At 53.3% G+C, this 18,944-nt stretch carries 14 protein-coding genes; 5 read left to right on the top strand and 9 right to left on the bottom strand.

All coding sequences use genetic code 11. From position 1 onward, the window contains the following. Positions 1-95 precede the first annotated feature (95 nt). The 3 genes from prfB to RJ38_RS14385 form a co-directional block, all read right to left on the bottom strand. Entirely contained in the window at positions 96-1,220 is a 1,125-nt protein-coding gene (gene prfB, locus RJ38_RS14395; RefSeq protein ID WP_039019575.1) for a peptide chain release factor 2, read from the bottom strand. A 110-nt stretch (positions 1,221-1,330) separates the two neighbouring features. Next, positions 1,331-3,874, bottom strand: a complete 2,544-nt coding sequence (locus tag RJ38_RS14390) for a PBP1A family penicillin-binding protein (RefSeq protein WP_039019574.1) — start codon at positions 3,872-3,874, stop codon at positions 1,331-1,333. A 169-nt stretch (positions 3,875-4,043) separates the two neighbouring features. Then, on the bottom strand, positions 4,044-5,330 hold the full coding sequence (locus RJ38_RS14385) for an N-acetylmuramoyl-L-alanine amidase (RefSeq protein ID WP_238321714.1): 1,287 nt from the start codon (positions 5,328-5,330) through the stop codon (positions 4,044-4,046). A 247-nt stretch (positions 5,331-5,577) separates the two neighbouring features. Between RJ38_RS14385 and RJ38_RS14380 the strand changes: the two genes are divergently transcribed. From RJ38_RS14380 to RJ38_RS14370, 3 genes are read left to right on the top strand one after another with little or no spacing between them, the layout of a single operon-like run. After that, positions 5,578-6,930, top strand: coding sequence for a M48 family metalloprotease (locus RJ38_RS14380; protein ID WP_052245421.1), 1,353 nt, complete (start codon positions 5,578-5,580; stop codon positions 6,928-6,930). Between the two features lie 19 nt (positions 6,931-6,949). Then, complete coding sequence (locus RJ38_RS14375) at positions 6,950-7,714, top strand: DsbA family protein (protein ID WP_039019573.1); 765 nt, start codon at positions 6,950-6,952, stop codon at positions 7,712-7,714. Positions 7,715-7,719: 5 nt separating this feature from the next. Then, positions 7,720-8,652, top strand: a complete 933-nt coding sequence (locus RJ38_RS14370; protein ID WP_039019572.1) for a hypothetical protein — start codon at positions 7,720-7,722, stop codon at positions 8,650-8,652. Between the two features lie 256 nt (positions 8,653-8,908). Here the strand turns inward: RJ38_RS14370 and RJ38_RS19525 are convergent, their stop codons facing one another. The 5 genes from RJ38_RS19525 to RJ38_RS14345 all read right to left on the bottom strand — a co-directional run bounded on the left by RJ38_RS19525 (position 8,909) and on the right by RJ38_RS14345 (position 14,648). Continuing rightward, complete coding sequence (locus RJ38_RS19525; RefSeq protein ID WP_039019571.1) at positions 8,909-9,967, bottom strand: TPM domain-containing protein; 1,059 nt, start codon at positions 9,965-9,967, stop codon at positions 8,909-8,911. Between the two features lie 120 nt (positions 9,968-10,087). Next, positions 10,088-11,215 carry a flavodoxin-dependent (E)-4-hydroxy-3-methylbut-2-enyl-diphosphate synthase gene (gene ispG / locus RJ38_RS14360; RefSeq protein WP_039019570.1) on the bottom strand — a complete coding sequence of 376 codons (1,128 nt, stop codon included), beginning with the start codon at positions 11,213-11,215 and terminating at the stop codon, positions 10,088-10,090. Between the two features lie 109 nt (positions 11,216-11,324). Further along, positions 11,325-12,524, bottom strand: a complete 1,200-nt coding sequence (locus tag RJ38_RS14355; protein ID WP_039019569.1) for a helix-turn-helix domain-containing protein — start codon at positions 12,522-12,524, stop codon at positions 11,325-11,327. Between the two features lie 144 nt (positions 12,525-12,668). Beyond that, positions 12,669-13,892 carry a 5-aminolevulinate synthase gene (gene hemA / locus RJ38_RS14350; RefSeq protein ID WP_039019568.1) on the bottom strand — a complete coding sequence of 408 codons (1,224 nt, stop codon included), beginning with the start codon at positions 13,890-13,892 and terminating at the stop codon, positions 12,669-12,671. A gap of 138 nt (positions 13,893-14,030) precedes the next feature. Then, positions 14,031-14,648: a hypothetical protein gene (locus tag RJ38_RS14345; RefSeq protein WP_052245420.1), complete on the bottom strand. Its 618-nt coding sequence runs from the start codon at positions 14,646-14,648 to the stop codon at positions 14,031-14,033. Between the two features lie 164 nt (positions 14,649-14,812). Here RJ38_RS14345 and RJ38_RS14340 point away from each other — a divergent pair, with 164 nt between their 5' ends. Both RJ38_RS14340 and RJ38_RS14335 read left to right on the top strand, forming a co-directional pair. Then, positions 14,813-16,201, top strand: a complete 1,389-nt coding sequence (locus RJ38_RS14340; RefSeq protein ID WP_039019567.1) for a dipeptidase — start codon at positions 14,813-14,815, stop codon at positions 16,199-16,201. 62 nt (positions 16,202-16,263) lie between these two features. Continuing rightward, on the top strand, positions 16,264-16,755 hold the full coding sequence (locus tag RJ38_RS14335) for a cupin domain-containing protein (protein WP_039019621.1): 492 nt from the start codon (positions 16,264-16,266) through the stop codon (positions 16,753-16,755). A gap of 24 nt (positions 16,756-16,779) precedes the next feature. Here RJ38_RS14335 and RJ38_RS18235 read toward each other — a convergent pair whose 3' ends face one another. Continuing rightward, on the bottom strand, positions 16,780-18,792 hold the full coding sequence (locus RJ38_RS18235; protein ID WP_082005763.1) for an acyltransferase family protein: 2,013 nt from the start codon (positions 18,790-18,792) through the stop codon (positions 16,780-16,782). Positions 18,793-18,944 lie beyond the last annotated feature (152 nt).

Raw genomic sequence — 18,944 nt, 5'->3', positions numbered from 1 at the left:
TGGTGCTAAAGCAAAGCAGCGCGACCGAGGGGCGCGCTGCTTTGGGGCGGGGCCGTTAGGCCGCGCAAAACTCCCAAAGGGAGTTGCAAAATAGATCAATCCGCCTGGGCTTCGCTGCGACTTTTGCCTGCCACATCCATCGCCAAAGTCGCTGCCATCAAACCGTCCAGATCGCCATCCAGCACGCCTTTGGTGTCTGAGGTTTCAAAATTTGTGCGCAGATCTTTTACCATCTGATAGGGCTGCAACACGTAAGATCGGATCTGGTTGCCCCAGCCTGCATCACCCGCGTTTTCATGGACCTCATTCACCAGGGCTGATCGCTTATCCAACTCAATCTGATACAAACGCGACTTCAGGGCCTTCATGGCGATGTCACGGTTCTGGTGCTGTGATTTCTCAGAACTTGTGGTCACGATGCCGGTTGGCGCGTGGGTGATCCGAACGGCGGAATCCGTGGTGTTCACGTGCTGCCCGCCTGCCCCGGACGACCGGTAAGTATCAATACGAATGTCGGCAGGGTTCACTTCGATTTCGATGTTGTCATCCACAACCGGATACACTTTGACCGAAGTGAAAGACGTGTGCCGTTTCGCAGCTGAATCAAACGGTGAAATCCGCACCAAGCGATGCACACCACTTTCCGACTTTAACCAACCATAAGCGTTATGCCCGGAAATTTTATAGGATGCCGATTTGATGCCTGCTTCTTCCCCAGCGCTTTCAGCTTGCAATTCAACCTTATAGCCCTTCTTCTCAGCCCAACGCACATACATCCGCGCCAGCATCGATGCCCAATCACAGCTCTCGGTGCCACCGGCGCCGGAATTGATCTCAAGGAAAGTGTCATTGCTGTCCGCCTCGCCGTCCAACAGCGCTTCTAGTTCTTTCTCAGCGGCTTTAATGCTCAGTGTTTTCAGCGCATCTTCGGCGTCTTTAACAACTTCGTCATCTTCTTCCATTTCGCCAAGTTCGATCAGCTCAATATTGTCAGCCAAGTCCTGAGCAATGCCTTTGCAAACATCCAATGCATCGACCAACATCTGACGTTCACGCATCAGTTTTTGCGCTTTTGTCGGGTCATCCCACAGGGTCGGATCTTCAACACGCGCGTTGAATTCTTCCAAACGGTGCGGTGCAGTGTCCCAATCGAGACGCTGTTTTAACAGGGCCACGGATTTTTCAATGGCTTCAACCCAGTTCTGTGCTTCGGCGCGCATATCGTATTCCCCTGACCTTATGTTGCAGGGGTGATAACAACGCCCTGCCCGCTCGGCAAGCGCCCGTGTACCGTATGCCGCCTGCTAATTCGTAATATTCGTGGAAATCGTCAGTATTCGCCGCCATCAAGCAGATCGAAACTGTTTGCATTGCTTTCCAAGGTCACCGTGTTCCCCGTAGAGGTGGTCACCGTCTGCACATTTTGCTGCGCCTCTTGGAACAAAGGCAAGTTCGCCCCCATCGCAAAACCACCGTCAATCAAGGCACCCAGACCAAAGATCGGTTCTTCGCCGTCACGGAAATACTCAGCGACCACATTGTCGCCTGAGGCATCATTGGCCAAACGCGCACCAGAGAAACGGTCGATTTTGATGAAATGTCCGCCCTCAGGCACATCAAATGCACCGCCGCCGTATTTCTCGGTCGCTTCCAACATGAACCGGTTGAACACAGGGCCACAGGTGTTCGCGCCATAAACCCCACGCCCAAGTGGACGGGGCCGATCATGACCAATGTAACAGCCCGCAACAATGTTGGAGGTAAAGCCAACAAACCACACATCACGTGCGTCATTGGTTGTCCCGGTTTTGCCCGCCACAGGCACGTTCAGCGTGACCTGACCTCTTGCAGTACCACGTTGCACAACGCCGCGCATCATAGAGGTCAGCTGATAAGCTGTAATCGCGTTCATCACCCGTTCGCGGTTTGATGAAATGCGTGGGCCGAAGCCTGGCGTCAAAATTTCTTCTTTACAGTCAACACATTGTCGTTGGTCATGACGGTAAATGGTACGTCCCCAACGGTCTTGCACGCGGTCCACAAGTGTTGGTTCAACGCGTTCCCCACCATTTGCAAACATCGCATAGGCCGAGACGATCTTAAACAATGTCGTTTCCTGCGCCCCAAGTGCATTGGATAAAAACGGGTTCATACGATCATACACACCGAAACGTTCCGCATAACCGCCCACCACATCCATGCCGATTTCCTGCGCGAGACGCACAGTCATCAAGTTCCGCGACCGTTCAATACCGGTGCGCAAAGGTGTCGGGCCATAGAATTGCTTACTGGCGTTTTGAGGCCGCCAAATGCCAGCCCCAGTGTTGACCTCAATTGGGGCGTCAATCACGATGGTCGCAGGGGAAAACCCACTGTCCAAAGCCGCGGCATAAACAAAGGGTTTGAAACTGGATCCTGGCTGGCGTTGCGCCTGTGTTGCACGGTTAAACACGGAATATTGATAGGAAAACCCGCCCTGCATTGCAATCACGCGGCCAGTGTTCACATCCATCGCCATAAAGCCACCTTGGACTTCGGGCACCTGACGCAATGTCCAACGGATAAAGCTGCCGTCGCTGTCGCTTGTCATGGCGCGCACATGGACGACGTCACCGACCTCGACCAGATCACCTGCGTTGCGCGCACGCCGCGCGAGACTGCCATCGGGCAAACGTTTGCGCGCCCAAGTCACATCTTTCGGCGCGATCCAATGGCCGTCGCTGTCTTCTTCTACGCCACCAATGCCAAGACGCGCATGTGTGTTGCTGACCTCAAGCACCACGGCCGGGTGCCAACCTGCGATGTCACGGGCAACCTGTACGTCTGCCAAGGCGGTGCGCCAGCTTTCCTCATCCCCCAATTGGGCGACATCAATGGTTTTGCCGGTTCCGCGCCAAACCCCTTGGTTGCGATCATAGTCTTCCAAAGACTTGCGCAAAGACGCCGCTGCGACGGGTTGAAGTTCAGGGTCAACGGTCGCGCGCACGGACAAACCACCGGTGAAGAATTCTTCTTCACCAAAGTCCTCAGAAAGCTGACGGCGGATTTCATCCGTGAAATAATCACGTGGTGGCAAGGAATTGCGGAACGCCGGGAAATCACCATTTTGCACGGAACGCAGAGGCGCATTGATAGCGGCCTCAAATGCTGCAAAGCTGACATAACCGTTTTCCAACATTTCCTTCAGCACAAAATCACGCCGTGTCACCGCGCGTTCATATTCACGTACGGGGTGATAATTCGAAGGCCCCTTCGGCAAAGCTGCCAGATAAGCCACTTCTTCCAAGTTCAATTCTGACAGGGTTTTGTTAAAATAGGTCTGGGCCGCAGCCGACACACCATAGGAATTCTGCCCCAAGAAAATTTCGTTCAGATACAGTTCAAGGATGGATTCTTTGTCCAGCGTGCCTTCGATGCGCGCGGCCAGGATGATCTCTTTGATCTTGCGCTCAAGTCGGCGTTCGCCCCCCAACAAAAAGTTCTTCATCACCTGCTGGGTAATCGTCGACGCCCCACGCACACGCCCACCGCGGGCCGCATCACGCACGGCCGCCAAGATGCCCAAAGCATCAAAACCCGCATGGCTGTAAAAATTCTTATCTTCCGCAGAGATAAACGCCTGTTTCACCAGATCCGGGATCTCATCGGCAGGCGCAAACAAACGACGTTCGCGGGCGAATTCATCCATGATACGCCCTTCACCGGAATAGATCCGACTGATGGTCGGTGGCGTATATTGTGACAATTGCTCGTGGTTGGGCAAGTCGCGGCCGTACATGAGGAAAACGGCGGCCAAACCCAACATTGCGACGAAAATTCCGACGGTGATAAAGCTGAACAATCCGCCCAGTGTTCTTGCGATAAAAGCGATCAATGTGGTGCTCCGGCCTGCTCTGGCTGTCTGTTCTCTTGTTCTGCACAATAGCACAGAACCGCGATTCTTATCCGCGCAACATACTGGCCTGAAGGCCAACCGTCAAAACGCTTCGGCTGTCTGTTGCCTGGAAACCCCATGTCACAAGTCACAGCCGATCTGGCGTGCTTCACTGCCGCAACAGCTGGGCTTCGGCGGCATCTTCCAACATCCAAATTTGCAAGGCTTTGCTGATTGCCACTGTCATCGCAGCTTCCCACTCGCGCGATTGGATACGCCGTAAGTCAGACGGGTTATTCATAAAGCCCAATTCGATCAAGACCGATGGAATATCAGGGGCTTTGAGCACCGAAAACCCAGCTTCCAAATGCGGATGTTTATAAAGGTGCCCGACTTCCTGCCCGATCATATCCACCAAACGTTGCGCAAGCCGTGTGCTGCGCGGGGCAGTTTCACGCCGGGCCAGATCCATCAGAACCATCGCCACCTGATCGTCATGCTGGCTTAGGTCAACGCCCGCCAAAAGATCTTCGCGATCATGGCGTTCTGCCAAGAGGGCCGAAGCGACATCCGTTGCATCCTCGGACAGTGTGTAAACGGTCGTGCCCGTCGCGCGCCCCTCTGACACCGTGTCCGCATGCAAGGACACAAACAGATCTGCGCGCGCGGATCGTGCAATACTGACACGACGTTCAAGCGACACAAAGCTGTTGTCATTGCGTGTCAGAACCACATCAAACCCACCGCTGCGCACCAGTTCCTCACGCAATGCGCGGGCGAAATCAAGCATCAAATCCGCCTCGTTCAGGCCCGCCCGCTGCGCGCCTGGATCAACCCCGCCATGGCCTGGATCAAGCACGATCACCAAGGCACGATCCCCCCGCTGACGCTGGATCATTTCGCCACTTACCTCAATGCCTTTGCCATCAACGGATTGCGCGCCCACTGGTGCACCGGATTGCGCCACAAAGTCTTGCAAGGGCACGGGCCGGACCCGCAGGGTCAACGCCGCTTCTTGGCTGGCGGCGTCGATATCCATATTCGCGGCCTGCACAGCAAGGGGTTGATCCAACCCCAAAACAAGGCGTGTCCAACCCGGGCGCAGTGCACCCGCACGCAAAGTGGTGACCTGCGGCAAATCCAAGAGGTGATCGCGATCAAGGCCACGCCAGGAAACTTCGCTAAAGTCCATCACCAAACGCATGGGATCAGCCAAAGTATATACTTGGAACGGCACACCGCGTGACAGCCCAATGCGCAGTTCAAACCCACCGTCGCGCTGCGAGGTGATCACCGTTTCATCCGGCAAAACACGGGCCTGGGCCGTAAAGGTTGATTGCGCGTAAACCGTTGAACTCAAAGCCGGTGCCAAGCCCAAACACAGGGCGACCACACGCAACATACGGGGAATGGGGCCTAAGACAGACGCATGTTTCACATTTGAACGGATCTTCATGATGGCCCTGCCTGAATTCTGTTTTGGCCCTTATAGGGCTTCAAACCTCTGGTGTCATCCAGATCAGATCAGCAGCTTTCTTTTTGCATCACCTCACCTGTTTCAGCGGTAATTCCCCACGACCTCGGCGCATTTCTGCTGGACGGATGTAACATTCGCGGCACCTGCCTGATCACCACTTGCGCTGGACAAACACGGCCCCCTACACTGATGAAAATTCCACTGGCGATTGCCGATAAGGATCTAAATGACCGTCATCTCATTCGTTCGAAAACACCTGACCCGTCCGCTTCAGCTGCTTTGTGTTGCCGGGCTTATGACCCTGCCATCGCAGAACGCCAATGCCCAAAATTTGATCCGGGACGCTGAACTTGAACATTCCCTGACACAGCTGGCAACCCCCATTTTAAACGCCGCAGGCCTGTCGCCCGCGCGGGTAAAGATCATAATTTTGAATGATCGATCCCTAAACGCATTCATCATTGATACCCGGCACATTTTCATTCATTCAGGCCTGATCACCCGCATGGAAGATCCCTCAATGCTGCAAGCGGTCATCGCCCATGAAGCGGCGCATATCGCCAATGGCCATATCTCGCGACGCTTGGCAAACATGCGATCTTCACGCACGGCGGCGGGCTTTGGCCTGCTGTTGTCAGCCGTGGTCGCCGCCGCTGGCAGCCCAGAGGCCGCCTCAGGTATCGCGCTTGGCAGCGCTGGATCAGCACAACGCGTGTTGTTCGCCCATACACGCGGTGAAGAAAGCTCAGCAGATCAATCCGGCGCACGCTTTATGGCCAATGCCGGGGTTGATCCCGAAGCCATGGTCCGGGTGCTTGATTTACTGCACGGACAGGAAGTTTTATCCGCAGGCCGTCAAGACCCATATGCCAGAACCCACCCGCTTTCTGCCGATCGACGTCGTCAGGTACGGGGCTATGCTGCGGCTTATAGCGGCGGCAATGACATCACCCCGGCCGCACAATATTGGTTTGACCGCTCGCGTGCGAAACTGTCGTCGTTCACCGGAAATTCACGCCAAACCCTGCGCCGTTTGCGCAATCTGCGTGGCAGCGATGTGACCGAAACTGTGTTGCTTCAGCGGGCCATTGCTCTGCATCGTCAGGCCAACACCCGCAAAGCGATTGCCAATATCGACGCATTGATCACCGCCCGGCCAAATGATCCCTATTACCATGAACTTAAAGGGCAAATCCTGCTGGAAAGCCGCGATCCCGCCGGTGCCGTGCGTTCTTATCGCCGGGCAGCAGACATTTTGCCCAATCAACCGCTGATCTTGGCGGGATATGGACGGTCCTTGCTTGCAGCTGACACACGTTCCAGTTTGGCCAGCGCCAAAACCGTGCTGGAACGATCCTATGCCCATGATCCACGCCAACCCCGGATGTTGCGAGACTTGGCGTTGGTTTACAGCAAAACCGGCAATCCGGGCTTGGCGTCCCTTGTGACAGCCGAACGTTTTGCCCTGACTGGGAATATGCGCAACGCCAAGATCCACGCACAACGTGCGGCAGATCAACTCCCGCGCGGATCACAGGGGTGGAACCGGGCTCAAGATGTGTTACGAACGACGCAATAATTGACCAGAGAGAGACAGAATGATCCGTAATTTCCTAAAGACCACCGCCCTTGGGCTTTGCCTTGCTGGCAGCTCTGCCTTCTCTGCTGGGGCCCTTGACCTTGCCACCATGACCGATGCGGAACGCGCTGATTTTGGCGAAGCCGTTCGCGAATATCTTCTGGAAAACCCACAAGTGATCATGGATGCGGTCGCCATTTTACAGGAACGCGAACAGCAACAGGAAGCCGCGCAAGATGTTGATCTTATTGCAGCAAACCTTGACGCGCTACACAATGACGGTTTTTCCTGGCAGGGCGGAAACCCCGATGGTGATATCACCGTGGTTGAATTCTTGGATTACCGTTGTGGCTATTGCAAACGCGCCCATCCCGAAGTGAAAGCCATGATTGAAGCCGACCCAAACATCCGCTTGATCGTGAAAGAATACCCAATTTTGGGGGACGAAAGCGTATTGGCCAGCCGCTTTGCCATCGCGGTGAAGCAACTGCATGGGGATGAAGCCTATCAGAATGTATCTGATGCGATGATGGCGATGCGCGGGGCCGTGAACGAGGCCAGCCTGACACGCATTGCGAGCGAATTTGGCCATGATATGGCGGCGATTGCAGTACAGATGGAATCAGAAGACGTGGCCACAGCCATCCGTGACACACGCCTTCTGGGGCAACGCATGCAGATTTCTGGCACTCCAAGCTTTGTGATCGGCGACCACATGCTGCGCGGCTACCTGCCGCTGGATGGTATGCAACAGATCGTAGCGGACCAGCGCGACGAAGGTTAAGAAAAATGAGCGCGGAAAAACCAATCACTGACCTTTCCGCGCTTGAACATATAGCCGAGGATTTTCTCGCCTGGCGTAAACGCATGATCCTGCTTGGGATCGGCGTGCTGGCATTGGCCCTGTTCGTGTTTTTTGTATTTTTCCTCAATTCATACGACAAACCGGCGCTTGTGCTGGTCATATCTGTTGCTATTCCTATAGTCGGCTGGGCCTTGTTTGCAGAAGCAGCCCGAAAGAGACTGAACCATCGCGCGCTGCCACTTTTATGTGAAAGCCTGGGCTTGAACTATGCCTATGGGTCCCCTGAAAGCAACGAAATGGTTTCACGTGCTGCACAGATGGGTATGTTCCCAAATCACAGCATTGATGTGGAACAGGGGATATCGGGCCTATATGGCGACATCGATCTGCGTATGGACCAGTTCGAAATCTCGCACCGGGCAAACAAAAAGAAACGTGTAGATTTTTCCGGACACCTGATCACTATGAGCGCACCGGATCATTTTCCTGATCTGCTGATACGCCCGGTCAAGGGCGCGCTGACCCGAGCAATTATAGAACCCTTTGGTGGCAATGCGCCACGCAAGCACCGGTTGGAGTGTGAATTCGCTGTGATCGAAGGCGATGGGCTACATGCGGTGTTTTTCAATGGGAGGGAAGAAGATGTTACGGGAACTCTGGAGAGCATTTTCCGGCTGATCCGCGAAACAAACGAACGGCTTTACGCTTGGTCGGATTTTGAATCGCTATGCATTGATAACGGCCAGATATTGATTGCGATCAGCCGCCCGTACCGTCATTTCAACATCTCGCCCTTTGTGCCTGATAAGCTCGCGCTGATGAAGGTTTTCTCCCGGCAGATTGAGACATGCGCCCTGCCCCTGCGCATTGCAGAAGTCTGGCATGCTGACAGCACGGAACTCCGCCCGGAAGAATGAACCTCCGTCGGTGTGTCGCATTCATATCTGTCAGGTACTGCTATCACCATCGTAAAGAGGCGGCGCCGCCCTGTACGGATATCTGAGTGAGCCGAGATGTGTCAAACCTCGGGGGAAGGCCGTGATCCGCCCCAGTTGGGGCCTCTCATCCGACAAGTCACGCGGGGAGTTTCTTCCGCGTGTGGTGATCATGATCGGGATGGTTATGCATCTAAAAGGGTAAACATGCCCCTGTAGATGCGTACGCTGCCCCGCCTCACCAACTGCCGCTTGCCCCGCCCCCGGAAGAGGACCCGCCCCCAAAAGACGATCCACCGCCACGAGAGGATGAGTTGCTTATGCGCGCGATCGTAACCGTCGCCGAATATTCCGAGCGACAATTGTGGCAATGATAATCAATACGCTTCAGACCAGTGGAACTGGTGGTCGCATGATTAAGTATCGTCGTATCACCTTGCAACGTTTGATAATTGCAAAGGCGGCACGCACCATACCGTGTGTACCAACTGCGATATGCTTCTATCGTTACATGATCACATTGGCGGCAGGTCCAGACATCATAATCAACGCTTTTCAGATGTTCTTCGGTCTTCTGGCCGTCATACAGATGCTCATTATCCTGATCCTCGTCAAGCCGCGACATGCGCGAACCATCCCTTGGGCACTTTCTGGGCGATCTGCGACGCCACCGTTTATAGACCAAAGCCGCGCCACCAAATATGGCCGCAAGCGCAGCAACAAACCACCCAGAAAACCGGTCAATGAAGCGGTCCACCCGGTTGATGCTTCTGGTCACAAAACCACTGTCCTTATCGCCTGGGTAATAACCGGCGAGATCATAAACAACCGCATCGACACCTCTGCGAATGCCACTGGAATAGGCGTCTCTTTTGAAATCCGGAATAATGATATTGTCGATAATACGTTTCATCGGGCGGTCTTTGGTTCGCCCATAACCGGATCCGACTTCGATGCGCATTTTCCGATCATTTCGGGAAATCAGCATCAGGACGCCATCATTTTTTGCGGCATTGCCGATCCCCCAATGGTTAAAAAGGCCCGTGGCGAAAGGCTCAATCGGGCCGTGATGATCATATAATGAGGTATTTCGTATCGTCAGTACCGTGAATTCAATTCCGGTTTCCGTTCGCAATGCCTCAAGCGCGTCTTGGATATAGATTTCATCTCGGCGATCAATGATCGCTGCATAATCATTGACGTATAAATTGCTATAGGGCGGATATTCAGTTTCGGCCCTCGCTTGGGTCACAAATACGAATAGAAAACATAAAAAAACGCTGAAAGCTCGATACATTTGCAGCTGACCCGTCCCTAAACCCCGCTCTTTGGAGAGATTAGGCAAGTATCCCTGTATTTTCAACAAAACGCTGTAGAGATTGAGAATTTCTGACAGCTGGGGGCTTTGAATATCCGGTTATTCGGCAGCATCAGCAGCATTCGCGGCTTCAACCTTTGCAGCATGATCTTCAACCTGTTCAACGATGTGATCAATCATCTGATCATTGCTAAGCTTATGGCTGACCTTACCCGCCAAATAGACCATGCCAGACCCAGCCCCACCGCCGGTGAACCCTACATCCGTCATCAAAGCCTCGCCCGGGCCGTTGACCACACAGCCAATGATCGACAGGCTCATGGGGGTGTGGATATGGGCCAGACGGGTTTCAAGCGCCTCGACGGTTTTGATCACGTCAAAGCCCTGGCGCGCACAGCTTGGGCAGGAAATGATGTTCACGCCGCGGTGACGCAGACCCAGAGATTTCAAAATCTCAAAGCCCATTTTCACTTCTTCTTCCGGCGGCGCTGACAGGCTGACGCGGATGGTGTCACCGATCCCCGCCCAAAGCAGGTTTCCCATGCCAATCGCGCTTTTTACAGTGCCCGAAATCAAACCACCGGCTTCGGTCACGCCAAGGTGGATCGGTGCATCCGTGAGTTCAGACAGGCTGTGATAGGCAGCGGCCGTCATGAACACATCAGAGGCCTTCAGCGAAATCTTAAAATTGTGAAAATCGTTGTCTTGCAGGATTTTGATGTGATCCAGACCACTTTCAACCATCGCGTCAGGGCAAGGTTCCGCATATTTATCAAGCAGGTGTTTCTCAAGAGATCCAGCATTCACCCCAATACGCATGGAACAATTGTTATCCCGTGCCGCTTTGATTACCTCACGTACCCGCGATTCCTTACCGATATTCCCAGGGTTAATCCGCAGACAGGCCGCACCCGCCTCAGCCGCTTCAATGCCGCGTTTGTAATGGAAATGGATGTCCGCAATGATCGGGACCGGACTTTCACGCACGATTTCTTTAAGCGCCTTTGATGAGGCCTCGTCTGGAACCGAAACCCGCACGATGTCGGCACCAGCCTCGGCACAACGCAGAACCTGTTCAATCGTCGCCTTAGCATCGGTGGTTAACGTGTTGGTCATTGTTTGCACCGCAATCGGCGCATCCCCCCCAACGGGTACATTCCCCACCATAATCTGACGTGACTTACGACGTTCGATATTGCGCCATGGACGAATGTGATTGTGGGTCATGACGGTTCTCTGCTTTTGGGATGTGCGTTGGCGCAAATATACGCAGGCTCGGCAGGCTCTGCAATGGCTGTGCCCGCGCTAAATCTTCGCAGTCGCTGCAGTTCGGGAGTTACTCAGGAAGTGCTTCCGCAACAACACGGGCGAGATCTTGATCCGCGTCGAGATCCGCAATCTCATAGGTTTCCGACACCGATGCCGCAGACAATACAACTTCCGAAGTCACCTGACCGCGTGGACCAACAGGGCCATACATCTTATCACCCATCGCAAAATACACTGCGCCAGATTCACCCGCCTTCAATGTGGCAGGCTCTTCTGTTTGAGGGGGAATATATTCGTCGCCAGCGTTCATGATTTTTTCAAACAAGATCGCGCCACCTGCGCCACGTACCCGCACCCAAGAGGCACGCACAGCAACCAAACGCAATTCAGGTGCGGTCTCTGCCGTCACTTGCACTTCGGTCTCGCCCTCAAGATACCCAGCAGCGGCAACGCGCAGCGGTAGATCTACAGCCGCGTCATTGGCGAATTGCGTCGGGGCGAAGGCACCCGTTGTGGATGGATCAAGCGTCCCGATCGGGCCATCACGTGACACAAGAACCGGTACTTCAAGAGCTTCGGGACGATACAAACGTTCAAACGCAGCAGCATCTGACGCGGCAATCGCTGCCACAACGATATCCCCGCTTTCGCGACGTGCCAATGGATCATGTCCCGTTAACTGTAAATCATCCGTAATGATTTCAGAACTAATTTCCTGTGCGATATCAACCCGTTGAATTTCTTTCAACACGGTCCAAACGCCAAAACCAATCGCACCGGTCAATGCAATAAGCACAGCCAAGGATCCAAGCGCGCCAGGTTGAACGGCAGAAAAACGATGGTTGTCTTGTGGGATAAACTTGGCGTTCGGATCCGCAAATGGATCAGACGATGCCACAACCGGCGTCATGGCTTTTCGGTTATTCTTTAGGGTTGATGCGTTTGATGACATGCCATGGGCTGTCTCAAACCCGCTTTCAGCACAAAAAATGCTGAACGCTTCATCCGGATCCATCCCCAGATAACGCGCATAAGAACGGACATATCCGGCGATAAAGCCTGGTGTTTCAAAAGCAGAAGGGTCAGCGTTTTCGATGGCGGCGACATAAGATGCTTTGATCTTCAATTCGCGCTGCACATCCAGCAGTGACTTTCCAAGGGTGGCACGCTCGCCGCGCATCATGTCGCCAAGGCGCACAACAAAATCGTCAAAGCCTTTCGGCCCTTCCGGTTCTACCTGCACAGGTGATCTAAAACGGCCGATCATCCCTTTGTCCCTTTTTTATATATAGCACCAATCACTTAACAATGATGTGCTCACCCAATTGCCCCAACTGCCGAGTGATTCTCTTATACCCGATCAGTTAGACTTTTATAGCATAATGAAATGATTTTTCACAAAAAGGGGGAATTATCCAGCCATTTCAGCACGATTCAGCGCACAATGCGACCAAAGCCCATCCATCGCAGTGACCAAAGCGTCCATTTCGCGCGGCCCATGCACCGGCGACGGTGTGAAACGCAAACGTTCGGTGCCACGCGGCACTGTTGGATAGTTGATCGGTTGCACATAAATGCCGTGATCTTCCAACATCATGTCGGAAATCATCTTGCATTTCACAGGATTGCCCACATGCACAGGCACGATATGGCTGCCGTGATCAATAATCGGCAGGCCCAAACCTTTGAGACGCAACTTCAAGATCGCAGCCTGCGTTTGATGCTGGGCGCGCAATTCAGGTGCGTTTTTCACATATTCGATAGACGCGGTTGCCCCGGCAGCAACAGCAGGTGCCAAGGATGTGGTAAAGATAAAGCCTGGCGCATAAGAGCGCACAGCATCCACCATTTTCGCGCTGGCCGTGATATAGCCACCCATGACGCCGTAAGCTTTCGCAAGCGTGCCATTGATGATGTCGATGCGATGGGCCAGGTTGTCTTGTTCCGAGACCCCGCCCCCGCGCGGGCCATACATGCCAACCGCGTGGACCTCGTCAATATAGGTCAGCGCGTTGAATTCTTCTGCCAGCTCGATGATCGCCTCAATCGGGCCGAAATCACCATCCATGGAATAGATAGATTCAAAGGCGATCAGCTTTGGCACGCTTGGGTCATCGGCAGCCAGTAGTTCACGCAGATGTTCAACGTCATTGTGACGGAACACGCGTTTCGCACCACCGTTACGACGCACACCTTCAATCATAGAGGCATGATTCAACGCATCAGAATAGATGATCAGACCAGGGAAAATCTTTGGCAATGTGGAAAGTGTCGCGTCATTGGCGATATAGGCTGAGGTAAACAGCAAGGCTGCTTCTTTGCCATGTAGATCGGCCAGGCTGGCTTCCAACTGTTTGTGATAGACGGTCGTGCCGGAAATATTGCGTGTGCCACCAGAACCCGCACCTGTTGCGTCAATCGCATCATGCATTGCCTTTAGAACAACCGGGTTTTGCCCCATGCCAAGGTAATCATTGCCACACCAGACAGTGACCGGGGTTTGAGTGCCATCCGGGCGTGTCCAAGTTGCATGGGGAAATTGCCCACGCGTGCGTTCGATGTCGATAAAGGTCCGGTAACGGCCCTCGTCATGCAGGCTTTGCAGCGCTGCGTCGATACTGGCGGAGTAATCCAAAGTGGCACCTCAGCTGGCAGCCCATAAAGGGCGATTGTTCACGCGGGACTCAAAAGGAATCCCTTTGTCGGACTCATAGTCCGGATTTATGACCTATTACTTGATATAGATCAGATAAATCCAGTCCTATGATAGCATTTAGTTCACAATCACCGTGTAACAATCCGTCGCAGTCACATTTGCACCATCTGCGCCTGCATTACAGGCCGCAATCGCCGTGCTTTCAGCCCCTGCCCCTGTCTCAGAAGCGAAGGACCCGGTTGATGGGGAAATTGCAAAAGCCTTCTCGCCACGACCGCGGCGAAATGTGCGAAATTCCTCGGTTGCGGATTGTGATAGCTCAAGCGCGCGCCCAGATTCATAGGCATTGGGCAAGAAATGAAGCACAATCACACATCTTTGACCACCAGAACGCGCCGTATTGCACGCCGCCAAAGCTGCCGTTTCAGCTGCCGCAATGGAATGATGGTTCGCTGCCGCCTGATTTGTTTCGGACAACATGCCCTCATCCGGGGCCATAGCCACCGCGCCATAATAGGGAATAGCGCCGCCCATCGCTGCGAGTTGCGCAACCTGTGCCTCAGTCAGAAAGTCCTGTTCCAAGACGACAACTTGGCCGCCCTTGCGATCAAATAACATCCCGCGCGCATCGCGACTGTCAACAGGCAGGTCCTGGGCAAAAGCCCCAGGCAGCGTCAAAACCGTCAGGCCAACGGCCACAGCGATATGGGAAATCCCTTTTGAAAACGTCGTCATCTTCGTGCTCCTGCGAGAATCTTTGGTAAAGGATCGTCCCAGTTTGCCAGATGCGCCTGATCTTCGCCAGTCGTGACAATCATCCTAGGCCGCGCAGTCATCTGGACATCCGCCGCAACCCACGCCAGAGTGCCCAAAACACCCACCTACTTTGGAGACCCCCCATGAGCCTGAACGCCGTATTGGACGAAATTGACAACAGTCTTGATGATGCGATGGAACGCCTAAAGGGTCTTCTGCGCATTCAATCCATCTCAACCGATCCGGCCTATAAAGCCGATTGTGAAAAGGCCGCTGACTGGCTGGTTGCGGATTTGAAAACCATCGGCTTTGACGCAGAAAAACGTATGACCACGGGCCATCCCATGGTCGTCGCCCATGATCCAAACGCCCCTGATAACGTGCCGCATGTGTTGTTTTATGGCCATTATGACGTGCAACCGGTTGACCCGCTGGAACTTTGGGATGTGCCACCGTTTGAACCCACGATCGAGGCCCGCCCCGAAGGTGACGTGATCCGTGCACGGGGTTCAAGTGATGACAAGGGCCAGTTGATGACCTTTATCGAGGCCTGCCGTGCCTATAAAAAGATCCACGGGACTATGCCGGTCAAAATCACCTTCTTCATGGAAGGCGAAGAGGAATCAGGTTCACCGTCCTTGGTGCCCTTCATGGAAGCCCATAAGGACGAATTGACCTGCGATATCGCCTTGATCTGTGACACGGGCATGGTCTCGCCCGGTGTCCCATCTATCGCATCCCAACTGCGTGGCATGTTGAAAGATGAATTCACCCTGACCGGCCCTGCCCTTGATCTGCATTCAGGTCACTATGGCGGCCCTGCCCTGAACCCTTTGCGCGAGATCTCAAAACTGATCGCCACCTTCCATGATGACCAAGGCCGCGTGACCGTGGACGGGTTTTATGATGGTGTGGAAGATGTCCCAAGCCAACAACTTGCAGCCTGGAAAAACTGTGGTTTTAATGAAAGTGAATATCTTGAATTCGCCGGCATGAGCAAAGCCCATGGCGAAGACGGTTATTCCGCGCTGGAACAGCAATGGTCCCGCCCAACATTGGAAATCAACGGGCTTTGGGGCGGCTATAACGGTGCTGGCACCAAAACCGTGATCCCGGCGGATGCCCATTGTAAAATCACCTGTCGCCTGGTTGGCGATATGGACCCAGACAAACTGCGCGCCGCCCTGCGCAAGCATGTGGAAGATCGCCTGCCTCAGGATGCGAAAATCACGTGGAACCAAGACCTTGAGGGATCAAAAGCCAGCGTAATGGATATTGACCGCCCTGAATTTGTCGCGGCGAAATCAGCCCTCTCAGACGAATGGGAACGCGAAGCCGTGTTCGTAGGCATGGGTGGGTCAATCCCAATCGCGGGCTTCTTTAAGTCAATCTGGGGCATGGAAAGCCTATTGATGGGCTTTGCCAATGACGATGATCGCATCCATTCCCCGAATGAGAAATACAACGTGCAAAGCTTCCACAAGGGTATCCGATCTTGGGCGCGGATGCTGGACAAACTGGCACAAAACTAAACCTCACAAGGGCCGCCACCGTGCGGCCCTTTTCTTATGCAAGCTTTATGCGAGGCGCCGAGATGCAAACCGTAAAACCAACCCTAATCAAAGCATCCGAGATCGACGCCTTGGACGGTGTCGCAAAAACTCATTTTCTCAACCCAAATGCCAGCCGCCTTCAGAAATCCCTAGGTGACCTTTGCGGATTGACGGGGCTGGGCGTGCATCTGATGGAAATCGCCCCCGGGCAGGACAGCACAGAACATCACGTTCACTACTTTGAAGACGAATGCGTCTATATCCTTGAAGGCACGGGCACGGCCTTAACCAGTGACAGAAGAGATGACATCTCAGCAGGCGATTTTCTGGGCTACCCGGCCGGCGGAGACGCACATTCCATCACCAACACGGGCGACATTCCCCTGCGTTTTCTGGTGATTGGACAACGCCTGGATCATGACGTTGCCGACTATCCAAACAAAGACAAGCGTATCTTTCGCAACAAGGGCATGTCTTGGGATCTGACAGACATCGCCACCCTGACCAACCCGCGTGCAGCGCAAAACGAGTAATACCCTTAACCCTTGTTCGAACGGCTATTGCCCTGAACCGTTAAGTACTGCGTTCGCGATTGCGGGCTGTAAGATGGCAATTCCTGACAAGGATAGATGGTCCCCGTCAGTATATAGTATCTTACCGTTTTGAATAACATCGCACTGCTGACCGGAACAGAATAATTCTGTCGGGGATACAAGAGAGATTTGGCTCTCAGGGAGGTCCGACTGCATTATTGCGGCCTCAAAAACGATTTGAAGCCGTCGATACAATGTTTCATGAAATTCTCGCGGAAAACTGTATCTTTCGGGCAGCGCATCCCCCCACCAGAGTCTTGTCGCAAAGTAGCGCGGCAGATCCACGTTGGGGCGCGGGCTGGACAGAACAAGTGTGATATGGCGCCCACCTTCAGCCAAAGCGACCAATTGCTGAGATAGGGCGTGTGAGAACGCTTGTTCTCTGAGGAGTTGGGAAGCCGGTTCAGCTGCGTTGTGAGGCACGCTGTAAAACCCACTTTCACCAATTGCTCCAAACATGTCAGGTTCAGATTCATCAAAAAGATAATTCGTCCAATTGGCATAAAGCACAACTTCCGTGATTTCAGGTGCCGTTTCAAGGAAACCCAGAACCCCACTGTTAAACGCAGGACATTGCTCGGCACGTGATTGACCGACATTGATCAAGCCTCCAATTGGAAGGCAGCTTGACAAGGTTAGTTGCCTTGACGCGATGTCCCGCTTCGCTAACTCCTCGGCCAACGGCTGGGCTAATGTCGCGGCATGACTGTCGCCTAGAATGAGCAATGAGGGCTCCTCATCCGGACCAAACACACAGCTTTGCTCGTAGTCAAAGTTCGGCACCTGTTTTCTGACGACGATGCATTTTCGATATGTCGAACTATAATCTTCTTCGGCGGCAAGAACCTGCAGCACTTTGCCAGGCATCCGCGTTGGAAAACCTTCTGAAATATGACCTGCGATTGCAAAGGCCCAAATCGCAACGAAACTACCGACAAGCAAAAATCGCTTTGGCCAATGCAATGGCGTAGATCCGCGAAAGGGCTGTTCGACAAACTTCCAGCTCACTGTCGAAACCACAACGAGGAACAACAGAACAGTAAGCACGCCAAGACCATCGGTTGGCCACATTTGTGTGGTCTTAAGCAGACTAATGATAGGCTGATGCCAAAGATACATTGAGTAAGAAATAAGCCCGAAAAAGCGAAATACTGGGTTCGCCAACAAATATTTCAGCATCGGAGATGCCTTCGGAGCAATAAGAACCAAAACTGTCCCGACTATTGCCGGAAGAGTCCAAACTCCCGGCCACGGCGCAGTTGGTGGGACGGCCCAAAGACCAAATACAATAAGAAAGACCCCGGCGGCGAACGCTGGATTTTGCAACCTTAAATCAAGGCTCTTCTGGCGCTGCCAAAAGGCAGTCAAGACACCCGCAAGAAGCTCCCAAGCTCGGGTGTGCAAAAGATAAAATGCTTCCATCCGCAATTCGCTTGCGGTCAAAAAGGCGGTCATAAAACTGACAATGGTCAAACACACCAGCACGGGCAGCACCGCAGTTGGCCGCAAGCGCCAAACAATAACAAGCAGCAATGGAATAACGAGATAAAACTGCTCCTCGATTCCCAGGCTCCAGGTATGAATCAGAGGATCTTGTTTTGCCGCAGGGTTAAAGTAGTCGATACGCGCATAAAACCACAAGTTGCTCAACGAGATGAGCGCCGTGATCGCCCCGCCCCCCAAGTATCGGTAACTCTGAGGCATTAAACTGAACCAACCGAGGCACATCACAATTAGGATCATGACAACAAGTGCCGGCAGGATTCGCCGAATCCGTCGCGCATAAAACTTTCGGAATGAAAAACGCCCAGCGGCAAGTTCGTCGAGAATTATGCCACCTATCAAGAACCCTGAAATCACAAAAAACACGTCGACGCCGGCAAATCCACCAGACAGCTGCGTAAAACCAGCGTGAAACAGCACCACTCCCAATATGGCGATAGCGCGTAAACCATCTATCTCAGTTCGGTAGTTCATAGATCCAGTGTTCCTGTCACATAAATTCAAGTGACTAACTAAAGGAACATCACAGTTAACGCTATTGGCTAAATGCTACCCATTGACGATCTAAACAAATGAAATAGCATTCCGTTGCCATCGCAAACAATGCAAAATATCATTTTTTTCAT

This window comes from Halocynthiibacter namhaensis (assembly GCF_000812685.1).
GTDB lineage: Bacteria > Pseudomonadota > Alphaproteobacteria > Rhodobacterales > Rhodobacteraceae > Halocynthiibacter > Halocynthiibacter namhaensis.
Note: the sequence above shows the minus strand (reverse complement) of the source record. Positions and strands in the feature narration are given on the sequence as shown.

What these genes read in the sequence shown, in the direction of transcription:
- prfB (WP_039019575.1), bottom strand. Translation starts at nt 1,220, where the DNA reads ATGCGCGCCGAAGCACAGAACTGGGTTGAAGCCATTGAAAAATCCGTG.
- RJ38_RS14355 (WP_039019569.1), bottom strand. Translation starts at nt 12,524, where the DNA reads ATGATCGGCCGTTTTAGATCACCTGTGCAGGTAGAACCGGAAGGGCCG.
- RJ38_RS14375 (WP_039019573.1), top strand. Translation starts at nt 6,950, where the DNA reads ATGATCCGTAATTTCCTAAAGACCACCGCCCTTGGGCTTTGCCTTGCT.
- RJ38_RS14385 (WP_238321714.1), bottom strand. Translation starts at nt 5,330, where the DNA reads ATGAAGATCCGTTCAAATGTGAAACATGCGTCTGTCTTAGGCCCCATT.
- RJ38_RS19525 (WP_039019571.1), bottom strand. Translation starts at nt 9,967, where the DNA reads ATGTATCGAGCTTTCAGCGTTTTTTTATGTTTTCTATTCGTATTTGTG.
- RJ38_RS14345 (WP_052245420.1), bottom strand. Translation starts at nt 14,648, where the DNA reads ATGACGACGTTTTCAAAAGGGATTTCCCATATCGCTGTGGCCGTTGGC.
- ispG (WP_039019570.1), bottom strand. Translation starts at nt 11,215, where the DNA reads ATGACCCACAATCACATTCGTCCATGGCGCAATATCGAACGTCGTAAG.
- RJ38_RS14335 (WP_039019621.1), top strand. Translation starts at nt 16,264, where the DNA reads ATGCAAACCGTAAAACCAACCCTAATCAAAGCATCCGAGATCGACGCC.
- RJ38_RS14370 (WP_039019572.1), top strand. Translation starts at nt 7,720, where the DNA reads ATGAGCGCGGAAAAACCAATCACTGACCTTTCCGCGCTTGAACATATA.
- RJ38_RS14340 (WP_039019567.1), top strand. Translation starts at nt 14,813, where the DNA reads ATGAGCCTGAACGCCGTATTGGACGAAATTGACAACAGTCTTGATGAT.
- RJ38_RS18235 (WP_082005763.1), bottom strand. Translation starts at nt 18,792, where the DNA reads ATGAACTACCGAACTGAGATAGATGGTTTACGCGCTATCGCCATATTG.
- RJ38_RS14380 (WP_052245421.1), top strand. Translation starts at nt 5,578, where the DNA reads ATGACCGTCATCTCATTCGTTCGAAAACACCTGACCCGTCCGCTTCAG.